The organism is Flavobacterium sp. YJ01 (assembly GCF_029320955.1).
In the GTDB taxonomy this organism is placed as follows: domain Bacteria; phylum Bacteroidota; class Bacteroidia; order Flavobacteriales; family Flavobacteriaceae; genus Flavobacterium.
Window position 1 is genome coordinate 4576556 of record NZ_CP119757.1, and the last position, 20010, is coordinate 4596565.

Below are 20010 nucleotides of genomic sequence, written 5' to 3' on the forward strand. Positions count from 1 at the left end.
TTTTGATTTTCAAAAAGCTATTATTCGCTTTTTAAAGCATTAATAACGTTTGTAAGTTCATCAACTAACTGTCCTGGATTTCCAGAATAGCCTTCAGATGTAAAACGGATTTTTCCGTCTTTGATGACAACTTTTCTAGGAATTCCGCTTGATTTAAAGATTTGAGCATAGTTGGTAAAAGAAGCATTATTTGTTCCGCCACCTTTTTTAACTAAATCAAAATAAGTAGTGATTTTTAAACCTTTTTCTTTAAGATAAGCTAAAGCTTCTTTTTTATAGCCTTCTTTAGTTTCTTGAGTGCTGATAAAATTAATTTCGACTTGTTTGTCTTCTTTAAAATTGTTTACCAATTGTTGCATTGCTGGAAACGCTTTTTTACAAGGTCCGCACCAAGTTGCCCAAAAATCAATTACAATAATTTTTCCGCTGTTTAAAGCTAAATCTTTAGTTTTTCCGTCTGCAAATTGCACTTTAATTGCAGGAGCTGCGATATCAATCAAGGCAATTTTTTCTTCTGCTTTGTTTTCTTTTTTCAATTGTTCTAAGTAAGCAGGAAAATCAGCTTCTTTTTTGCCTTCTTTCAAAAACCATTCTTTTAGTTTTGCAGTTGAAGCTTCTGATAAAGTATTTGCTCTTGCGGCGTTTTTTAGAACCTCGATAATTGGTTTATTGAATGCTTCTAAAGCTTTGATATGAATATCGTTGATACTTGCTTTTTCGTAACGTTTTTCAAAAGGAAGCAATTCGAAAGTTTCTAGAACTTCCTTGTATTTTTTCAAAATATCGTACATACGAATCTGAATTACCAATTCGTTGTTAAGCTGATTTTTTGCATTTTCAGTTGCCTGATTTGGCGACCAGTAAATTCCCTGCATGTAAGACATGTCGTTTACTTTTTTCTGCATTTGCTGAATCATTGGTACTGCCATAGTTTCGATAACCGCGGGATCAACTACTTTTAAATACAATGCTTTCGAAATATTTTGATGATAAGCATCGTTTAGATTAGCAAAATTCATTGTCGGAATCATTGACAAAATCGTTTTGTAATCTTTGTTTTCGAAATAGTAAGTAAACTGCATTTTGGCAATATTATCATAGAAGTACTGCTGTGATGGCGGAACTTCAGAACTGTATGGAAAATCAGCCAAAAACTGTGTCATTACTTTGTTTCTTTCTGCAGCATCGGCAATCGGCATAATTTTTTGATACGCTTTTTGTCTTACAAAAGCTCCTTTTGGAAATTGTTTTGTGATTACAGTTTCAAGAGAATCAGCCTTTGTTTTATTCTTTAAATCGAATAAATAAATGTGATGCACTTTTGTGTAAACTTCTTCCGGAAGCCCTTTCATGTTTTTCGTAAAATCTCCTAAAAATTTGTTTCCTAATTCTTGAAATTTTTCTGGTTTTTGTACTTTCAAAACTTGGAAATAAGTATCAAAAAACTCTGGAAATCTGTTGCCATTATCCGCGACTTCCTTTTTTAACCAATATTCTGTTGCATCCCCTTCAATAGAAAAATCTTTAAAGTAACCGCCAAATTGACCATTGAAATCTTTGTTTCTGAAAGTAGCCCAAGCCAAATCAGCACCTGGCATTTTAACTTTTGGCTCTTTAAAAGCAACTAGCATATAACCTGTGTCTTGATTTGTATCTGTGACCAAACCATTTTCGGTATTGCCATAAAATTTGAAAGCCATAAAAGCACAGTTTTTTGGAACTGTAAAATCGGCGCTGTAAACAGCGCCATTTTTTTTCATTTTTACGTCTTCGATTTGCCATCTGTAATCGTTGAAAACATAAGCATAACCGTTGATATTTTTTACATTTTCTAATGGTCCGTCTTTTGGATCGTAAGTCATGCTGAAAGTTAATCCAGGAGTTGGAATGTCGACCATTCCTTGTAATCTCGATTTAACTTCTTGACTTGTAACTTGTAAGGTAAAGGCGCAGAACGCCAATACCATTAATTTGATATTTTTAATTTTTGTAAACATTGTAAGTTTTTTTATTTCCCTAACTCAGGGCTTAAATCGATATAATTTTGATTGATTGGGAATACATAACCATCGCTGTTTGGCGCAAGAGTGTAAGTCTGACCTTTAAAAACTCTGGTATATGTTTTTTGATAAACTGGATCTAAGTTTAAACGTCGCTGATCAAACCAACGGAAGCCACGTCCGATGAATTCTTTTCTTCTTTCAGCTAAAACCAAATCTAAAGCTTCCTTGTTTGTTGTTGCCGAAACAGTATAAGTTGTTCCCGATTTAAAACGTTTTGCTCTTAGAATATTTAGGTAGTTTACCGCTTCTGCAATTTTTCCTGATCTTGCATAACATTCAGCAGCAATTAAATACATTTCAGGAACAGAAACTCCGATATTAATTCCGTTTGTATAGCTGTAAGTGTATATTCCGAAACCTCTTCCAGTGTAAGTAGGATAGAAGCTAGTTCCTGGAGCTGTGTAATAATTGTAACGTAAATCATTGGCTCCAAAACTATTTAAAAGCTCTGTGGATAATGGCGCTCCGTTATAAGTTAAAAGCAACGTTTTTGAGAATATAACTTCAGGATTCTGAATTAAAACTGGATAACTGTAAGCTGTAGCTAATGATTTAAAATCAATTAAACTGTTTTGCATCTGTAAAGCTTTCTCAGCATTTTCAAGACTCAATTGATATTGTCCCATTAACAAATACGTTCTTGCAAGCAATGCATAAACCGCTCTTTTTGAAGGAAGCACATTGAATTGAGGATCGTTTTGAATGCCATTATCCAAAGCACTTTTTAAATCTGATATAATCTGATCGTAAACTTGTCCAACTGTATTTCTTTCTAAAGAAGAAAATAATTCTGGTTTTAATAATAGTGGAACTGCTTTTTCTGAATTCGCAGAAGTTGGATCAAATTGTGGTCCGTAAGTATTTACCAACTGTAAGTAAGCAAATGCTCTGTGAACGTAAGCTTCAGCAGTGATTTCTTTTTTCTCTGCGTCTGTTCCTTTTTCACTGCCCATTACGCCATCTAGAATTACATTGCTGTAATACACCGCTTTGTATAACCCTGTCCAGTCTGAATCGCCTTGAGAAGGATCGTATATTCTGTCTTGCCAAGTATAACTATTTCCCCAAATTGTAGTAACTCCGGTTTGATACGTTGTTGGAAATTCAACATCATCATTTGCAATAAGATAAATTCCACCGGAAGAAGTCATATCATTGTAATTGTTTGCCAAAGCTCTGTAATCAGAAGTGTATTTTAAAATTCTGTTGTTTCCAACCTGTTCCACTTCAACATAATCTCTGCATGAGTTTAGTAAAAGTAAAGGGAGGAATATATATAATTTAGATTTTAGAAATTTCATAAGTCTATTTTTTTAAATTAAAAACTGAAATTAAACTGTAATGTATAGTTGCGTTGTGGCGCAAGCGTATTATAGTTACCGTTTGAAAGGTATTGTGGATCGATTCCTAAATCATTTTTAACCCATAATAATCCTAAATTTCTAGCCGCAAAATTGAAACTTAACGACTTAATAAATGTTTTTTGTAACCATTCTGATGGTACATTATATCCTAATGAAACCTGCTGCAATCTGATATTGTCTGCTGGAAGTACGTTAATATCAGCATATTGATAACGGTTTAAGCTGTTGTAGCTGATATTTGTTAAACCAGGTACATTTGTAGTAGCTTCGTCTCCAGCTTGTCTCCATCTTTGTGCAACCAGTTCATCTTTAGCAACAGCTCCATATTGTACTCCAGAATAAGAAGGATAATTTTGTAATACTGTATTTCTAAATACGTGTCCAGCGTAATAAGTCATCTGTACTCCTAATCTGAAATTTTTAAAAGAGAAATCATTCATAAATCCTCCAAAATAAGGAGCAAATGAAGTTCCCATTTTTTTTAGGTCGTCTTTATCAATTGATGCAATACCTTGATTGGAAGTTACAATTGTGCCGTCTTTTTTATAAACTTGAGATTGTCCGGTTGCATCTAAACCAGCCCATTTGTAAGCATAGATTGTTCCGATACTTGTTCCAACCATTGGTGATGAACCAAAATACTGATTAGTGCTGTTTAATACATAACGAGAATCTGTAACTTCATTGGTATTATAAGAGAAATTTATACTGCTGTTCCATTTAAAAGCCGCATTTATTACAATTCCCGAAAGAGATGCATCTACGCCGTGTCCTTTTAGAGTTGCTGTATTATAATTTACATAAGACCATCCGTAAGTTGGATTGAAAGGAAGATTTGCTAAAATATCTTCAGTTTTTTTATAATAGAAATCAACACTTCCTCTTAAACGATTATTGAAGAAACCGTAATCTAAACCGTAATTTAACGTTGTTGTTGTTTCCCATTTAATTTCAGGATTTTCTGGTATCGAGATAGAAGCTGTTGGCAATTGCGTATTAAAATCTACACTTCCGATACTAATTACAGGACTTTGGCTTCCAAATCCGCCGCTTGGAGAACTTCCGCCTTTACCATAAGTAATTCTAAAAGCTAAATTGCTCAGCCAGTTTACATCTCTTAAGAAAAATTCTTTATTAATATCCCATTTACCTCCTGCAGACCAAAGTGGCAATGCTCTATTTTTTCTAGAAGCTCCAATTATGTTTGCATCATCAAAACGAATACTTCCTGAAACATGATAACGGTTCATAAAATCATAAGAACCCAATCCGTAGTAAGATAAATAACGGCTTCTTGATTTACTGATGCTATTATCAGAAGTTCCAATCATACTTTGCCATCCGTAAACCGTATTGTAATAAACTGTTGGGTTTACAGATTGTCCAGAATTGGTGTCAATATTATATCCGTAGTATCTTTGACTGGAACCTTCTCTGCGTTCTTCTCTAACTTCTGTACCAGCTAAGAAATGTAAACTATTGTTTTCGTTAAAATTCTTATTGATATTCATTTGAAAACGCATACTCTGGTTATCATTGTTAGTGTTCGTATTATATAAATAAGATCCCAACGGTATACCATAAACTAGTTTTCCAGCTGTATTAACAGATGTTGCCTGATTAATCATATTTCGAGAATAATAACTATCTAACTCGCTTAACGATTTGGTTTTGTTTGTGATAGAAGTATACATTCCAGATGCTTCAAAATTTAACCAATTTGTAACTGTTGCTGTTAAACTTGCATTTAATCTGATGTTGGCACCTTTTGTTATTACATTAGAATAATTTAGTTCATCTAAAAAATTGTAAGACCAAGGCAAATATCCTTTTGCTTCAAATCCTTTTGAAATTTCTGGTCTAAAAAGGTAATAACGATCAATTCCGTTTCCGTTTGCATCAGCAATCATATCGTAAGGACGTAAAGCCGTAGCCGATACATTAGACAGCGCTTCGTTTGCAACTGTATTAGTTTGATACGTTGTTGGTACGTAATTAATTCCTGTATTTAACTTTAAGAAGCTTTTAAGCTGAAAAGAGTTGTTTAATGTAATGTTATAAGATTTAGAGTCATTTCCTTGCATTGCAGCTTGATCCTTATTATATCCTAGAGACAAATAATATGTGCTTTTTTCGTTACCGCCATTTATAGATAAATCATATTGGGTTGTAAGTGAATTTCTAAGTAAATATCTGTTTATCTGTCCTAAATTATCATTTTGTCCAAGTTGTGCCAACAATTGATCTCTTTGAGCAACAGTGATTTCACCTCTTTTTTGTCCTGTGCTGCACTCGGATTAAGCGCTTGCCAGTTTGAGATATTGTCAGCAACAAATCCGCCATTTACAAGATCTTTTTCGTAATCAATATATTGAGCAGTATTCATAACGCGAAGTTTTTCCAAATCGATTTTTTCTCCAACGCTTGTAGTTGTGTTAAAATTGATTGTTGGCTCGCCTTTTTTACCTTTTTTGGTTGTAATGACAATAACTCCATTTGCAGCCATTGATCCCCAAATAGAACTTGCAGCAGCATCTTTTAAAACAGTAATGCTTTCTACGTCGTCTGGATTAAGAAAACTTAAAATAGAAGATCCCGGAACACCTCTTTTAGAGAAAGCAAAATCTTCTCTAGATTGCGGAAAACCATCAATAACTATCAACGGCGATCCTGTTCCGCTAAAATTATTAGTTCCTCGAACACTGATAGAACCAGTTCTCGGATCGACATTTACACCTGCCATTTTTCCTTCTAATCTTGACTGAATGTCAACTGTTGGAACTTCTGCCAATTCTTTTGCAGTCATTACTCCAATTGCTCCAGTAACTCTTTCTTTCGGAATTTCAGTATAACCATTTGATACTGGGATTTCTACAGAATGAAGTTCCATAACATCAGGTACTAATGTGGCGTCAATCACTCTTTTATTGTTTACAGCAACTGTAACGGTTTTAAAACCTAAAGAACTGAAAACAATAGTATCATAAGGAGAAACTCTCATTCTGTATTCTCCTTCTTTTCTGGTAATATCCCAGCTTTGTTTTCCTTTTAAGATTACGTTTACACCAATAAGCGGATTACCCTTTTTATCGTTAACTTTTCCTGTTAGGTCATATTCTAATTGTTCTGCTTTCTTTTTATTTCTTTTTACAACAACTTGTTTATCAATAATATCAAAAGTTAAATTATTGCTTTTTAAGGCGTTGTTTAAGATTTCTTCTATAGTTGCGTCTTTATCCAAAGTAATGGTATTGGCAGACTTTAAAACGTCATCATTATAGAAAAAGACATAATTAGTCTGTTTTTCTAGAGTAGAAAAAACTTCAGTTAGCGGAGTGTTCTTGAAACGAACATGTATTTTATTTTGTCCTAAAGAAGGGTTCGCATATAAACTACACATACTTATCCAGATAAATGCAGTAACAGATCTCATAAGCAGCAGATATAGGTAATAGTGGTATCGTCCAGAAAAATACTTTTCTGAATTATGTTTTTTATTCATAATTTTGTTTTGAATTTAAGAGTTAGTCAATTAGCGTTGACTACCGTTCTACAATGCCAAAAGATGGTTCCAACATCTTTTGGTTTTTTTTTGGTTAGTTTTTACAAATAAGGTTGATATGTTTATTTTTGGTTTTATATCATAGGCATTTACGGTTTTTGAATTGATTTTTTTATTTATTTAATTGTAATAGTTCTTTGGTTTGCATTAACAGTACAGCTGTTATTTGTAATGCTGGATAATGTATTTGCCAGCGAATTAAGATTTTCATTTAGGGCAAAAGATCCCGAATAATTGGCATCTAGATTTAAGTCTGCACCTTTTATGAATTCTATTTTATAATATTTTGAAAGTTTGTTTAAAATGGTATTTAATGACTGACTTTTGAAAGTAAAATAACCTTCTCGCCAAGACAGAATCGAAGCAACATCTTTATGTTCTACTTTTAGCTGCTTTTTGTCTTTATTGATTGTAGCAATCATTCCAGGTGTCAAATCTTCTTGAAGTTCCTGATTGTTTAAGAATCCTTTTTTGTTGTAAGTAATTCTAACTTTTCCTTGCAATAAAGCCGTCTGGACAGTTTCGTCTTCTGGATAAGAACTCACATTGAAAACCGTTCCAAGCACTCTCACATTACATTCTTTTGTTTTTACAAAAAATGGTTTGGCTTTGTTATGAGCCACATCAAAAGCAGCTTCACCAGTTAGGTATACTTCACGAATAGATCCATCAAACTGAGTTGGATAAATTAGCGAAGAACCCGAGTTTAACCAAACAGTTGTTCCGTCAGTCAAAACGATTTGTGTTCTTTTTCCGTAAGGAACTCTAACTGTATTAAAAGCCGAAGCGCTATTAGAATTTGTGTTTATAGCTTGTTGGCCTACAGTAACTTTTTCGCCGTTTTTTCCGTAGCTAATTACAGTACTATCTTGCACCGAAATAGTTTTCTGATCTTGCAAAACAAGAGAAATATTCTCTAAATCTAGGTTTGATTCTGTTGATTTAGAATTTTGGGCAAATTGCTCTAATGCTGTTAGAGGTTTGGCGCTTTCTGATGAATTCTGATTCATAAATAAAGCAACTAGCAAAGCGACACTCGCAGCAGCTCCATAGGCAAAAAATCTTTTCTTTTTCTTGCGTCGAGATTCTTTTTGCTGAAGTTCGATCAGTCCAAGATGAATTCGATCCTTTAAGGATTCTTTTTCATCATTCGATATTTTGTTGAAATTAATTTGCAAGGCGATGTTTTTATGGGGTATATAATACTAAGAGAACAACTCTTGTAAAACATATACATAAAAAATAACCTTTTTTTAAAGTTTTTTTCGAAGTTCTTTCAAACATCTGTATATCAGTGTTCTACAAGACTCGATAGAAATGTCTAAAATAGATGCAATTTCTTCATAAGGTTTGTCTTCATTAAATCTGTAGAACAATGCTTTGCGTTGCTTTTCGGTAAGTTCTTGCATTGCAAAAGCCAGTTTAGAATTTAGGGCAGTATTGTTTTCTTCTTCGATTAAAGTGTCTTCAAAAGAAAGTTCTTTTAGTATAACCGAATCATAATCAGAGTTTAAAGAGAATATTTTTTGAGATGCTTTATTCTTTTTGAAAACATTTCTCTGGGTAATTTTAAACAAATACGATTTTACATTTACATTTTCGGCAAGACCGCTTCTGTATTTGTAAATGTCTAAGAAAACATCATGAATCGCGTCTTTAGCAAGAGATTCTTCGTTAGTATATTGTAAAGCGAAAGTAAGTAAAACATCAGCATAGATATCATACAGCTTTTCAAAGGCGGTAATGTCACCTTTTTTTATCTGTTGCCATAAAAAAATATCTGTTGTGGTATTCTCCATTTAAGGAATAAAATTGCTATTGTTTTTTGAAACAAATCTATAACTTTTATCAATAAATGGAATGATTTTTCAATTATTTCGCATGATTTTCAAAGATATGGTCAAAATAATGGCGATAATTTTGTTAAAATTGGTTTTTGAGTTGCTCCGCAAATAGCTCACATTCATAAAACTGAAATAGAAAAATCGATATAGTATTTATTTAACATTAAGTGAATACAAAAAAGCCACTTAATAAAGCGGCTTTTAAATCTGATATTTAATTTTTTTTTATTTCATAGAATGAAGAAATGTTGCTATTTGACCATTTCTAACAATGTAAATATATTTTGCGATACATTATACAAATTTATGTTCACAGAAGTTGTTGGCAAACCTTCAAAAGCTATCGCTCCTAAATAATCGTCTTCTAGATCAAAACTTCTTACTTGCCAGTTTTGAGAGTTTTTTATTAAAGAAAAATCAAGATTATGTTCGCCATCAAGACAAGGAATGTATTTAAAATCTTCGTCGATACCTTTCCCTAAGGCTTTAACAAAGGCTTCTTTTCGTGTCCATAAAGTGTAAAAAGTATTTTTTTTATCATTGGCATTCTCAATTATTTTTGTTTCATTATCACTAAAAACATCAGGCAGCATACTGGTAAAGTTGAAATCTTTGCTCATATATTCAATATCTAATCCAACTTTTTTTCTAGAAACTGCTATTGTTGCAAAGTCTTCTGAGTGAGAAATATTAAAATGAAGCCAAGGATGCGAAGCTAAATACGGTTTTTTATTAAAGTCATAATCAAGATAAATGTTTTTGATGTTTAGTTTGGTATAAGCTGCTAAAATGAGCTTTAGAATCGATCGGTAGATGATAAATCTATCTTTGTCAATTTCTTTATAATATCTTTTAACTCTTTTGAGTTCTATAGAATTTAGAAATTGAGATAAATCAGATTTCATATCCATGAAATTGGGTAAATAAATAGTGTAAATAACAATATCATCACTATCTAAAGAATACCCTTTTTCTGGAATAAAATCAACACCTTTTATCTCTAAAAACGAAATAGAGAGCTTAGAGGTTTTCATGGTTTTCATCTAGTATATCTTGAAGTAGTCTCGCTAAAACTTTGTCATTTGGCGGAGCAACGATGTTGAGGTGATTTCCTGAAATGCTATGAATTGTAACACCACCTAAAGCTGCTTTTTTCCATCCTAAATGCGTCGGATCTAATTTGTAATTTTCATCATCTTTTGATCGGAATAAATCCACTTTAAAATTTTGAGGCTTAAGATGATAGAGGTCAACAATTTTTTTCACCATACGATCGGCTTCAATAAATTGCTGCAATGCTAATTCTTCTTGTTCCGTCATTTCGACTTTTTTTCCAAAATGTCTTTGCAGTATATATTCTCTTTTTCCATTTATACGCATTTTGAAAGCTTTCCAGCTTAATAGCATTTCTTTTAAAAAGTCTAATCTTCTATGAGTTATATCAAAATATCTAACAAGTTGTTTTCTTCTGTAACTTCCGTAATAATAAGAAGAATCAACATAAGAATCGAGTAGGCCAGTTAAGCTTACTTCTTTTCCTTGCTCTTTCAATTGGCGTGTCATTTCAAAAGCTACAATACCTCCAAAAGAAAAACCAGCCAAAGCATAAGGGCCTTTCGGATTTACTTTTATAATAGCATCAATGTAATGCGCAGCCATAGCTTCAATTGATTCATACCATCCCTCAAAACCTTTTGGTTTAGTACCTTGAATTCCGTAAATAGGCTGATCTTCGTCAAAATGTTTACTCAGATTCATGAAGTTCAAAACGTTCAATCCTGCTCCATGAATAATGAAAAGAGGCACTTTGCTTCCTGCAGGTTTTATTGGAACCAAACAATCAGAATAAATTTCTGTTCCTGTATTTAATAGTTTAGCAAATTTCTCAACTGTTGAATATTTGAATAAAGAAGACAGCGGAATTCGGATTCCGGTATGTTTTTCAATTTCAATCATCACTTTTACACCTTTGATAGAATGTCCGCCCATTTCGAAGAAATCACTGAAAATGTCGATATTATCTAGATTCAAGCTTTCTTTCCAGATCGTTGCTACAATATTTTCTTCTTCAGTTCGAGGCGCCGTGTAAGAGATTTTTTTATTGGCTTTGTATTTTCCCAATTCTTTACGGTCAATTTTACCGTTTAAAGTTGTTGGTATCTTTTCGATTATATTAAAATCGTGAGGCATTAATTGCGCTGGTAATCGAGTGCTTAAAGTTTCTCGCCAAGAGGCAACTTGACTTTCAGCTTCTTCTATGCTTGTTTCTGGAACAATGTGAGCGATTAAGAAATTTTCATCGGCTAGAACTACAGCAGATTTTATGCCCTCTAATAGCAATAATGCTTGTTCAACTTCTCCTGGTTCTATACGATGACCTCGAATTTTAACTTGCTGATCAAGACGTCCTAAACATTCTATTTCATTGTTTGCAAGTAACTTTCCTAAATCGCCAGTTCGATACATTATATCTTCTTTTTTGGAAGAAAATCTATTCGCAATAAATTTTTCTGATGAAAGTTCTGGTCTGTTCCAATAACCTTTTGCAACGCCATCGCCACCAATAACAATCTCCCCGATATTTCCAGGAGCAACAAGCTGACCTTGAGTATCAATTAGATAAATCTGAGTATTTCCAATTGGTTTTCCAATGGTAATCAATTTATCTTCGGCTTTTATTTGTTTTACAGATGACCATATTGTGGTTTCAGTAGGGCCGTAAACATTCCAAAGCGTATCACATTTAGACAAAAGTTCGTTGGCAAGATCTACAGGCATTGCTTCACCTCCGCATAATGCTTTAAGTGGCAATTTTTCTGACCATCCAGAATCTAAAAGCATTGACCAAGTTGTTGGAGTTGCTTGCAGGAAATTAATATTTTCTTTCTTTACCAAATCAAGTAAAAGTCTTCCGTCTCTTGCCGTTTCTTGATCTGCCAGTATTAATGTAGCGCCTTTCATCAATGGTAAATACAATTCTAATCCAGCGATGTCAAAAGAAATCGTTGTGATAGAAAGTAATCGGTCATTTTCGCTAATACCTGGCTCCAATGCCATACTGCAAAGAAAGTTTACTAAATTTTTATGAGTAATTGGAACACCTTTCGGATTACCTGTTGATCCCGATGTATAGAGAATATAAGCGTTATTTTCTGAATTAACCATAAACGGAAGCGGTAAAACAGAATACTTATTTAATGTTTCTATAGCATCCTCTATAAAAAGTGTTTGCGGCCATGATGGCAAAGATGCAAACAAAGTTTTGGTAGTCAATAAAACTCTTGCATTAGAATCTTTAAGCATAAATTCTAAACGCTCTTTTGGGTAATCTGGATCTAATGGCAAATAGGCCGCACCACATTGCATAATAGCAAGTAAGGCATATAGTAATTCTGGACTTCTAGGAAAAGATACGGCAATAAAATCGCCAGATTGAACGCCTTGATCTTTCAGATAATGCGCCATTTGATTTACCTTTTCGTGTAATTCTTTATAAGTAGTTTTTAATTCATGAAATTCTACGGCTGTTTTATTTGGTGTAATTTCTGCTTGTTTTCTAAGTAACTCTGTTAGAGTAATATCAGGATAAGCCATTTCGGTGTCATTTAATTCAGCATAATCTGCTAAATAATTACCGCCAACAATATCTGATAATGGATTCGTAGGATTTGCTATGACTTCCTTAATGATTTCTTCAAAAGAAGCCATCATTTTAGTTATGGTTTCTGGTTTGAATAAAGTAGTGTTGTAAGTCCATTGAAAAGAAGGGCCGCTTTTAGCTCTAAAGATATGCAACTGAATTTCAAATGTTCCGTATTCTCTTGGATTTGGCTTAAAGCTATGAGTAAGACCAGTATATGAAAAATCATCTTCTATAGTTCTGCTCAAATCTACAGTAAGAATAACTGGTACCAACGGAATTCTAGACGGATCTCTCGCAATAGCAAAACTCTTTAAAAGATGTCCAAAAGTAACTTGCTGATGTTCGTAAGCATCAAATAATTGCGTATTTCTTTGTTTTAAATAATCTAGAAAACTAATATCAGAATTGATTTTACTGCGAAGAGGAAGCAAATTTACACAATCTCCGATTAGTTGCCTCATGCCGTACAATGTATTTCCAGAAGAAGGAAAACCTACTACTAGATCATTTTGTCCCGTAAGTTTGCATAGAAAAATCTCAAACGAAGCAAGCAAAGTTGTTACTAAACTACTGCTTGTTTTTATTCCGATGTTTTTTAATTCACTAATAATAGCATCATCAAAAGCAAAATCTAGACGGCTACTGTTGTATGTTCTTAATGAAGGTCTTACAAAGTCAATTGGTAATTCGATAGTTGGAACGGATTCTTTATAAATATCAATCCAAAAATCTTCTAAAGGTTTGTAATCGGTGCTTTCCATCAAAGAATTTATCCTTTCGGCAAATTCACTAAATTTTTCTGGAGCATGCAGCTCGTAATCTTTGCCTTCAAGATAAGCAGAATATAGTACGCCAAGTTCTTCTAGAATAATATCGATACTTAGTCCATCACCCACAATATGATGAATTGTTAATGTCGCTATTGTTTCAAATTCATCAATTTTAAGCAAATTAACTCTAAATAATGGACCGCTTACTAAATCAAAAAGCTCGCTAACTTGTTCTCTAATGTGTTTGTCTATAGACGATTCTTTTTCAATTGGAGGCGCTTCAGAAAGATCATTTTGAGAAACTTTGATGCTGTAATCTTTGTAAATACACATAAAGCGACCGTCTGGACTAAAAGAGGCTCTAAGAGCTTCATGACGATCGATTAGAGTTTTTACAGCTTGCTCAAAAATCTCGATGATTAAATTTCCTTTAAAATTTATCGATACAGATAAGTTGTAAGCCTTGTTAGCATCACTTCCGCCAAAAATGCAATCAGTCCATATTTCCTGCTGCGAATTTGTTGTATGAATTACTCTTTCGATTTCAGGGGAAAATGGATTAAATTGAATTTTTGTTTCAGCTTCCATTTCTATTTGTATTTGCGGTTGATTTTTCATTTTGCACCTATTTTAAATGTAATTGCAACTTTTAAATTGGTAATTTAAAATATTAACTTTCTATTTTTTTTTGTCTAACTCTTATAGCTTAATCTTAACGAAACTTCCGTTCTGATTTGGATCTTCTATGAACCATGCAGGATTTCCGCTTTCATCTCTTCCAAGTTTGCTACCCTGTACTGGCGGTTCATTTGATTTTATCGTATATTTCTTTTCATAATTGTTGTTTTCAAATCGCTCTTGATCATGAAGTGCCAAAATATTCGCAGAATTTCCATTAGTTTTTACAGAACCATTTGTCTCAGGTTTAAGGTCATGGTTAAATTTAGAAACATCAAAATTTTCTGCTTTTAGATTTACAAATGAAGCATTTCCGTTTACAGAAGTGCTTTGAAAATTCTGTAGCTGATCTACTTTCTGACTCAAAAGCTGAATCTGCTGAACAATTTGTTCTAAAGAAATCTGACTTTGGTTGGAGGATAATTGTGTTCCGTTTTGCGAAGGCGAAGCTGTATGTTCTACAACTTTTTCTACCTCTTTTATTTCAGTAATAACTTCTTCAGGAAGATTAAGTTCTATATAATCTGCAAGAAGAGAAGGAGTTGAATACGCTTCGTTTAATTGTCTAAAAGTAATAGGTAAATCAAACTCTTTTTTCAGCTTTCCTGATAATTGCGTAAGCGATAAAGAATCTAAACCTAACTCTAAGAAAGTATTTGAGGAAGACTCAGACTCATATACTATTCCAGAAGCATTTTTTATAATATCTGAAATTTTAAAAAGGATTTCGTCTTTTCTAGAATGTTTAGTTTCAACTGTTTTATTTTCAGTTTCTATTGAAATAACAGGCGCTTCAGAAACGACAGCTTTTTGAGGAACTACTGTTTCTACAATACTCAAAGGTTCAATCCAGCAAAGTTTGCGGTCAAAAATATAATTTGGCAAATCTATTTTCTGTCTTTGCTGTTCACCATAAAATGATTTCCAGTCAGGATTTATGCCTCGTAACCATAATTCGCCCAATGCAGTCAATAATGTAGTGTACTCATTATCATTTTCGTCTTTCGGGAAATTGATACTTGGAAATGCAGGTATAATTTTACCAGCAGCCTGTTGACGCGCCAAAGTTATTAAGGTTTGTCCAGGACCAACTTCTAATAAAACAAAGTCTTCTAATTCGAATGCCGTGTCCATTGCATCTGCAAAATGCACCGTATTTTTTAACTGATTTACCCAATAAGTCGGATCTGTAGCTTCTGTATCTGTAAGCCACGTTCCTGTTGCAGTTGAAATAATTGGCAATCGAGGAATGTTCAATTTTATTTTTTCTAACTCATTTCTAAAGTCATCCAAAATTGGTTCCATCATAAAAGAGTGGAAGGCATGGCTTGTATTAAGAAGTCTATTCGGAATTTCTTTAGCATCAAGTTCCTGATTGAAGCTTGCGATATCTTCTTTTTTTCCAGATACAACACAAAACTGTTTTGAGTTTATAGCTGCAATAGAAAGTGTATCTGGTTTTAATTCATTTAATGTTTCTACTGGCACACGAACAATCAGCATCGATCCGCCTGGCAATTGACTTATTAATCTTCCTCTTACAGCGACGATATGCAATGCATCTTTTAGATTTAAAATTCCAGCCAAATGTGCTGCAGCAAATTCTCCAATACTATGACCGCAAAGGAAAGTTGGTTTTATTCCCCAGCTCATCCATAATTGGGCTAAAGCATATTCTGTAACAAATAAGGAAGGTTGCGTTAAACGTGTATTTCTAAGAAGTTCTTCTGCGTCTGTAAAATGATCTTTAGGGTAAAGAATTTCGCGAATATCTAAGCCCAATTCTCCCATTAACATATCAGCACATTTGTCTACGGCTTCGCGATAAACTTTTTCGTTATCATAAAGTTTTTTACCCATTTGCAAATATTGCGATCCTTGTCCAGGGAAAAGAAATCCTAATTCGCTAGGCACACTTTTTAATATTGAAGATTTAGTGTTTTTTGTTTTTAATGAAATTAATTTTTCAGCCGCATCTGCTGTTGAATCTGCCAATAAAAAGCTTCTATGATTAAAATCGTCTCTTGTAATATTTAAAGAATAAGCAATATCTGCTAAAGGTGTTTCTTTAGATTTATCAATAAAATGCCCCAAAGTATTTTCGTAGCCTAACAAACTATTTTGACTTTTTGCAGACCACATCAAAATATCCATTGGTCTTCCAGTTGAAGACGGTATAGGTTCTTTGTTATATTCCTCAACAATAACATGCACATTTGTACTTCCAATTCCAAAAGAACTAATACCAGCTCTTCTGATTCCGTCAGATTTCCATTCTATTAATTTATTATTGATATAAAAAGGGCTATTATCAAAATCAATATTAGGATTTGGTTTTTCAAAATTAACCATTGGCGGTATTTGTTTATGACGCATGGCTAGCAATACTTTTATCAATCCAGCGACACCAGCAGCGGCCGTTGTATGTCCCATATTGCTTTTTATAGATCCTAAAGCACAATAGTTGTTTTTATCTTGTTTGCCGTAAGCAATTTTAAGGCCTTCAATTTCTATAGGATCTCCAATTGGTGTTGCAGTACCGTGCGCTTCCATATAAGAAATAGTCGAAGGCGAGACTTGAGCATCGTTAAATGCATTAATTATAGCGCCGGCCTGACCTTTTGGACTTGGAGCCATAAAGCTTCCTTTGTCTCCACCGTCATTATTTACGCCAACACCTTTAATTATACCATAAATTATATCACCATCTTTTTCTGCTTCTTCTAATCTTTTAAGCAAGACAACTCCAGCGCCATCGCTAAAAACGGTTCCTTTTCCAGAAGCTTCAAAAGAGCGAGTAGAACCGTCTGGACTTTTAATAAAACCTTCGTCATAAAGATGTCCGCTATTTATAGGACAAGTTACGCTCGATCCTCCTGCAAGAGCTACATCGCACATTCCAGTTCTTATTGCTTTTACAGCTTCGGCAACAGCCAATAGTGAAGTAGAACAAGCAGAATGTACACTTACTGAAGGTCCTTTTAAATTTAAATGGTAAGAAGTACGCGGTGCAATAAAGTCTTTTCCGTTGACAGTATAAATTTGTAATTCTCCAATCGAACTTTTAAGTTCTTTATTTGAGAAAATATTGTTTTCGTAATACGTATTGATTTCGCTTCCAGAATAAACACCAATGCTTCCTTTATAATGCTTAGGAAGATGTCCAGCTTGTTCTAATGCTTCAAATGAAATTTCTAAAAACACTCTAATTTGCGGATCCATTGCTGCGGCAAGCTGCGGATTTAATCCGAAGAAACTTGGATCAAATGTTTTTGCAGAAGGCAAAACTCCTCTTGCACCAATATAAAGCGGATCATTTCTAAGACTTTCGGGCAAACTGCTGTCTAGTTCTTCTTTTGTAAAAAGTGAAATGGTTTCTTTACCATCTCTAAGATTTTCCCACAGTTCTTCTATCGTATCAGAACCTGGAAATCTCCCTGCCATACCAATTACCGCAATATCTGCAGAACCTCCATAATGATTTGGTGCTTTAAACTCAAATGATTCTTCGGTGTCATTTTGTTCTTCTAAAATAGAAGCAAGTTCTTTAATTGTTGGGTGAATATAGATTTTTGAAACAGGAACATCTACAGATAAAAACTGTTTCATAGAGGTTGTTACTTTTTGAGCAAGAATTGAACTTCCTCCAATATCAAAGAAATCATCATCAATGCCTATTTCTGCTATTTTTAATTCTTCGCTCCAGATTTTTGCAATGTCTTTTTCTAATTTCGTAGTTGGTTTTTTGTAAAGAGGAGCAGAATCTGGTCTGGTATTTTCTGGAAGTGGAAGATTTTTTTTGTCAATTTTTCCGTTTGGTGTTATCGGAAATTCTTCTACCCAAATAAATTTTGATGGAATTAAAATATCTGGTAAAACTTTAGAAAGTGCTTCTTGAATCAGTTTCTCATCTCCTGATTCTCCGCTAGTTTTTAAGTAAGCTATCAATTTATCTTCATTTCCAAAATGTCTGCTTACAATTACAGCAGATTGTTTAATGCCTGAAAGTGTATTTAAAGTTGCTTCGATTTCACCTAATTCAATTCTGTGTCCTCGAAGTTTTACTTGGTGATCGATACGTCCTAAACATTGCAATTCGCCATTCGGAAGTAATTTTCCTAAATCTCCAGTACGATAAAGAATAGAATCTTTTTCATCTGAAAACGGATTCGAGATGAATTTTTCAGCCGTAAGTTCCTCACGTTTCCAATAACCTTCTGCAACTCCGTCTCCGCCAATTACAATTTCTCCAATTTCTCCAGCTTCGACAACTTTACGATTTTCATCTAATAAATATATTTGTGTATTTGCAATAGGAAATCCGATTGTAATTAATTCGTCTTCGGCTTTAATTTGTTTTACGGCAGACCAAATTGTAGTTTCAGTCGGACCATACATATTCCAAAGAGAATTACATCGTGCCGTTAATGAGCGTGCAAGATTTAATGGCATAGCTTCTCCGCCGCAAAGTGCTTTTATAGGTAGAGGCGTATTCCAGCCAGAATCTAATAGCAATTGCCACGTAGTTGGTGTAGCCTGTAATATTGTGATTTCTTTTTTCTGTAAAAGATTGAATAAAAGCTGACCGTCGCGCGTCGTTTCGTAATCAGCAAAAACGACTGAAGCGCCTTTAATTAAAGGTAAAAATAATTCTAGTCCAGCGATATCAAATGAGATAGTTGTAATCGATAACAGTTTATCTGCCGGCTCGATACCTGGCTCAATTGCCATACTAAAAAGAAAGTTTACTAAATTTTTGTGTGTTACAGTTACACCTTTTGGTTTTCCGGTAGAACCAGAAGTATACATTATATAGGCTACTTTTTCGGGCAAAACCGTAATTGATAACGGTGTAGAAGGATATTGATCTAATGAAGATAATATGTCTTCAATTAATATAGTTTTTGAACTATTAGGCAATGATGAAGAAAGAGATTCTGTAGTAAGTAAAAATGCGGCTTCAGAATCTTCAAGCATGAATTCTAACCTTTCTGTTGGAAATTTCGGATCCAATGGTAAATAAGCAGCTCCACATTGTAAAATTGCCAAAAGTGAAGCAATTAAATTAGGACTTCTGTCCATTGATACAGCAACAAATTGTCCAGGACTTAAACCTTGCTCTAAAAAATAATTCGCTATCTGATTAGTCTTATTTGCTAATGAAGCATATGTAATCTTTTCATCATCAAATTCTAATGCTATGGCATTTGGTGATGCTTCCGCTTGCTTAGCAAAAAGTTCATGAAGAGCACTTTCTGGATACACCATCTTAGCTCCATTTATCTCTTTGTCTGAATTGTTGTTAGATCTTTTCATTTTAATTGTATTAAAATTAAAGTTGAGTAAAATAAAATGGTAATATTGGCGTTGGACTAAAAAAGAAACAAGATTTTAAATCGTGTTTTTTTTAATTATTTAGCGGAATAAGATTACATTTTTCATTAAAGCTTTATTTGCTTAACAATTACTTCATGTAAGAGTTTAATTAGTTTTGGCCTTTATTTTATTTCTATGTTTAAATAGATTTTATCACTTATTATTCAATAAGATGATCAAAAAAAGGAAAAATATTTCAGTAAAACGCGCATTTTCTATATAAAGCCATTATTCTCGATGAATGGCATATTTTGAATTGAATAAGACAAGTTTTATTAAAAAAATAGCGTAGGTATTTCAAAATCCATTTTTGATTTAATTTGCTTTTTTGCCGTTCATTTAATGCTTTTTAAAGTGCTTTTTTCTTCTTTTCAGCTCTCAATTCTTTTGCTAAAATCTACCGAAATTGCTCAATTGTATAAATCAGGATAAAATAGTCCTAGTAAGGCTATTTAAATATTTGTAAATCAGTTGTGTAAATGCTGGTTGAATAAATTTTTTGTTATTTATACACTTAATAATTATGAATTTCAAATTATATGGATAGGTGTATTAAAAATTAAATAAAAAGCATCTACATATATAATTAAACAAATAAATCGTCGTTATTTTGTAAATCTTCCTACTAAGATTAAAAGCCCAAGAATATTTAGTGTTACAATTTGTCTGAATTGGATTGTAACTTTCTAAATGGCTAATCAAAAAAAATT

Annotated in this window: 9 protein-coding genes; all 9 read right to left on the reverse strand. The window is 33.3% G+C overall.

Translation table 11 applies throughout. The annotated features are described in order from the left end of the window. Positions 1-20 precede the first annotated feature (20 nt). The gene (locus tag P0R33_RS20000; protein WP_276172926.1) at positions 21-1997 is read right to left on the reverse strand and encodes a TlpA disulfide reductase family protein; all 1977 of its coding nucleotides are present in this window, start codon (positions 1995-1997) and stop codon (positions 21-23) included. Positions 1998-2008: 11 nt separating this feature from the next. Further along, positions 2009-3364, reverse strand: a complete 1356-nt coding sequence (locus P0R33_RS20005; RefSeq protein ID WP_276172927.1) for a RagB/SusD family nutrient uptake outer membrane protein — start codon at positions 3362-3364, stop codon at positions 2009-2011. Positions 3365-3381: 17 nt separating this feature from the next. Further along, complete coding sequence (locus tag P0R33_RS20010) at positions 3382-5667, reverse strand: TonB-dependent receptor (protein ID WP_276172928.1); 2286 nt, start codon at positions 5665-5667, stop codon at positions 3382-3384. Beyond that, entirely contained in the window at positions 5634-6929 is a 1296-nt protein-coding gene (locus tag P0R33_RS20015; protein ID WP_276172929.1) for a TonB-dependent receptor plug domain-containing protein, read from the reverse strand. Before P0R33_RS20015 ends, P0R33_RS20010 begins: the two co-directional genes overlap by 34 nt. 176 nt (positions 6930-7105) lie before the next feature. Next, complete coding sequence (locus P0R33_RS20020; RefSeq protein ID WP_276172930.1) at positions 7106-8167, reverse strand: FecR domain-containing protein; 1062 nt, start codon at positions 8165-8167, stop codon at positions 7106-7108. A 75-nt stretch (positions 8168-8242) separates the two neighbouring features. After that, a complete protein-coding gene (locus P0R33_RS20025) occupies positions 8243-8788 on the reverse strand; it encodes a sigma-70 family RNA polymerase sigma factor (RefSeq protein ID WP_276172931.1) in 546 nt (181 codons plus the stop codon). A gap of 296 nt (positions 8789-9084) precedes the next feature. Then, positions 9085-9867: a 4'-phosphopantetheinyl transferase superfamily protein gene (locus P0R33_RS20030; RefSeq protein ID WP_276172932.1), complete on the reverse strand. Its 783-nt coding sequence runs from the start codon at positions 9865-9867 to the stop codon at positions 9085-9087. Further along, positions 9854-13864 (reverse strand): non-ribosomal peptide synthetase, encoded by a 4011-nt coding sequence (locus P0R33_RS20035; RefSeq protein WP_276172933.1) that lies wholly within the window; start codon positions 13862-13864, stop codon positions 9854-9856. The genes P0R33_RS20030 and P0R33_RS20035 overlap by 14 nt, the downstream gene beginning before the upstream one ends. An 81-nt stretch (positions 13865-13945) precedes the next feature. Further along, complete coding sequence (locus tag P0R33_RS20040; protein ID WP_276172934.1) at positions 13946-19240, reverse strand: polyketide synthase; 5295 nt, start codon at positions 19238-19240, stop codon at positions 13946-13948. Positions 19241-20010: the final 770 nt, after the last annotated feature.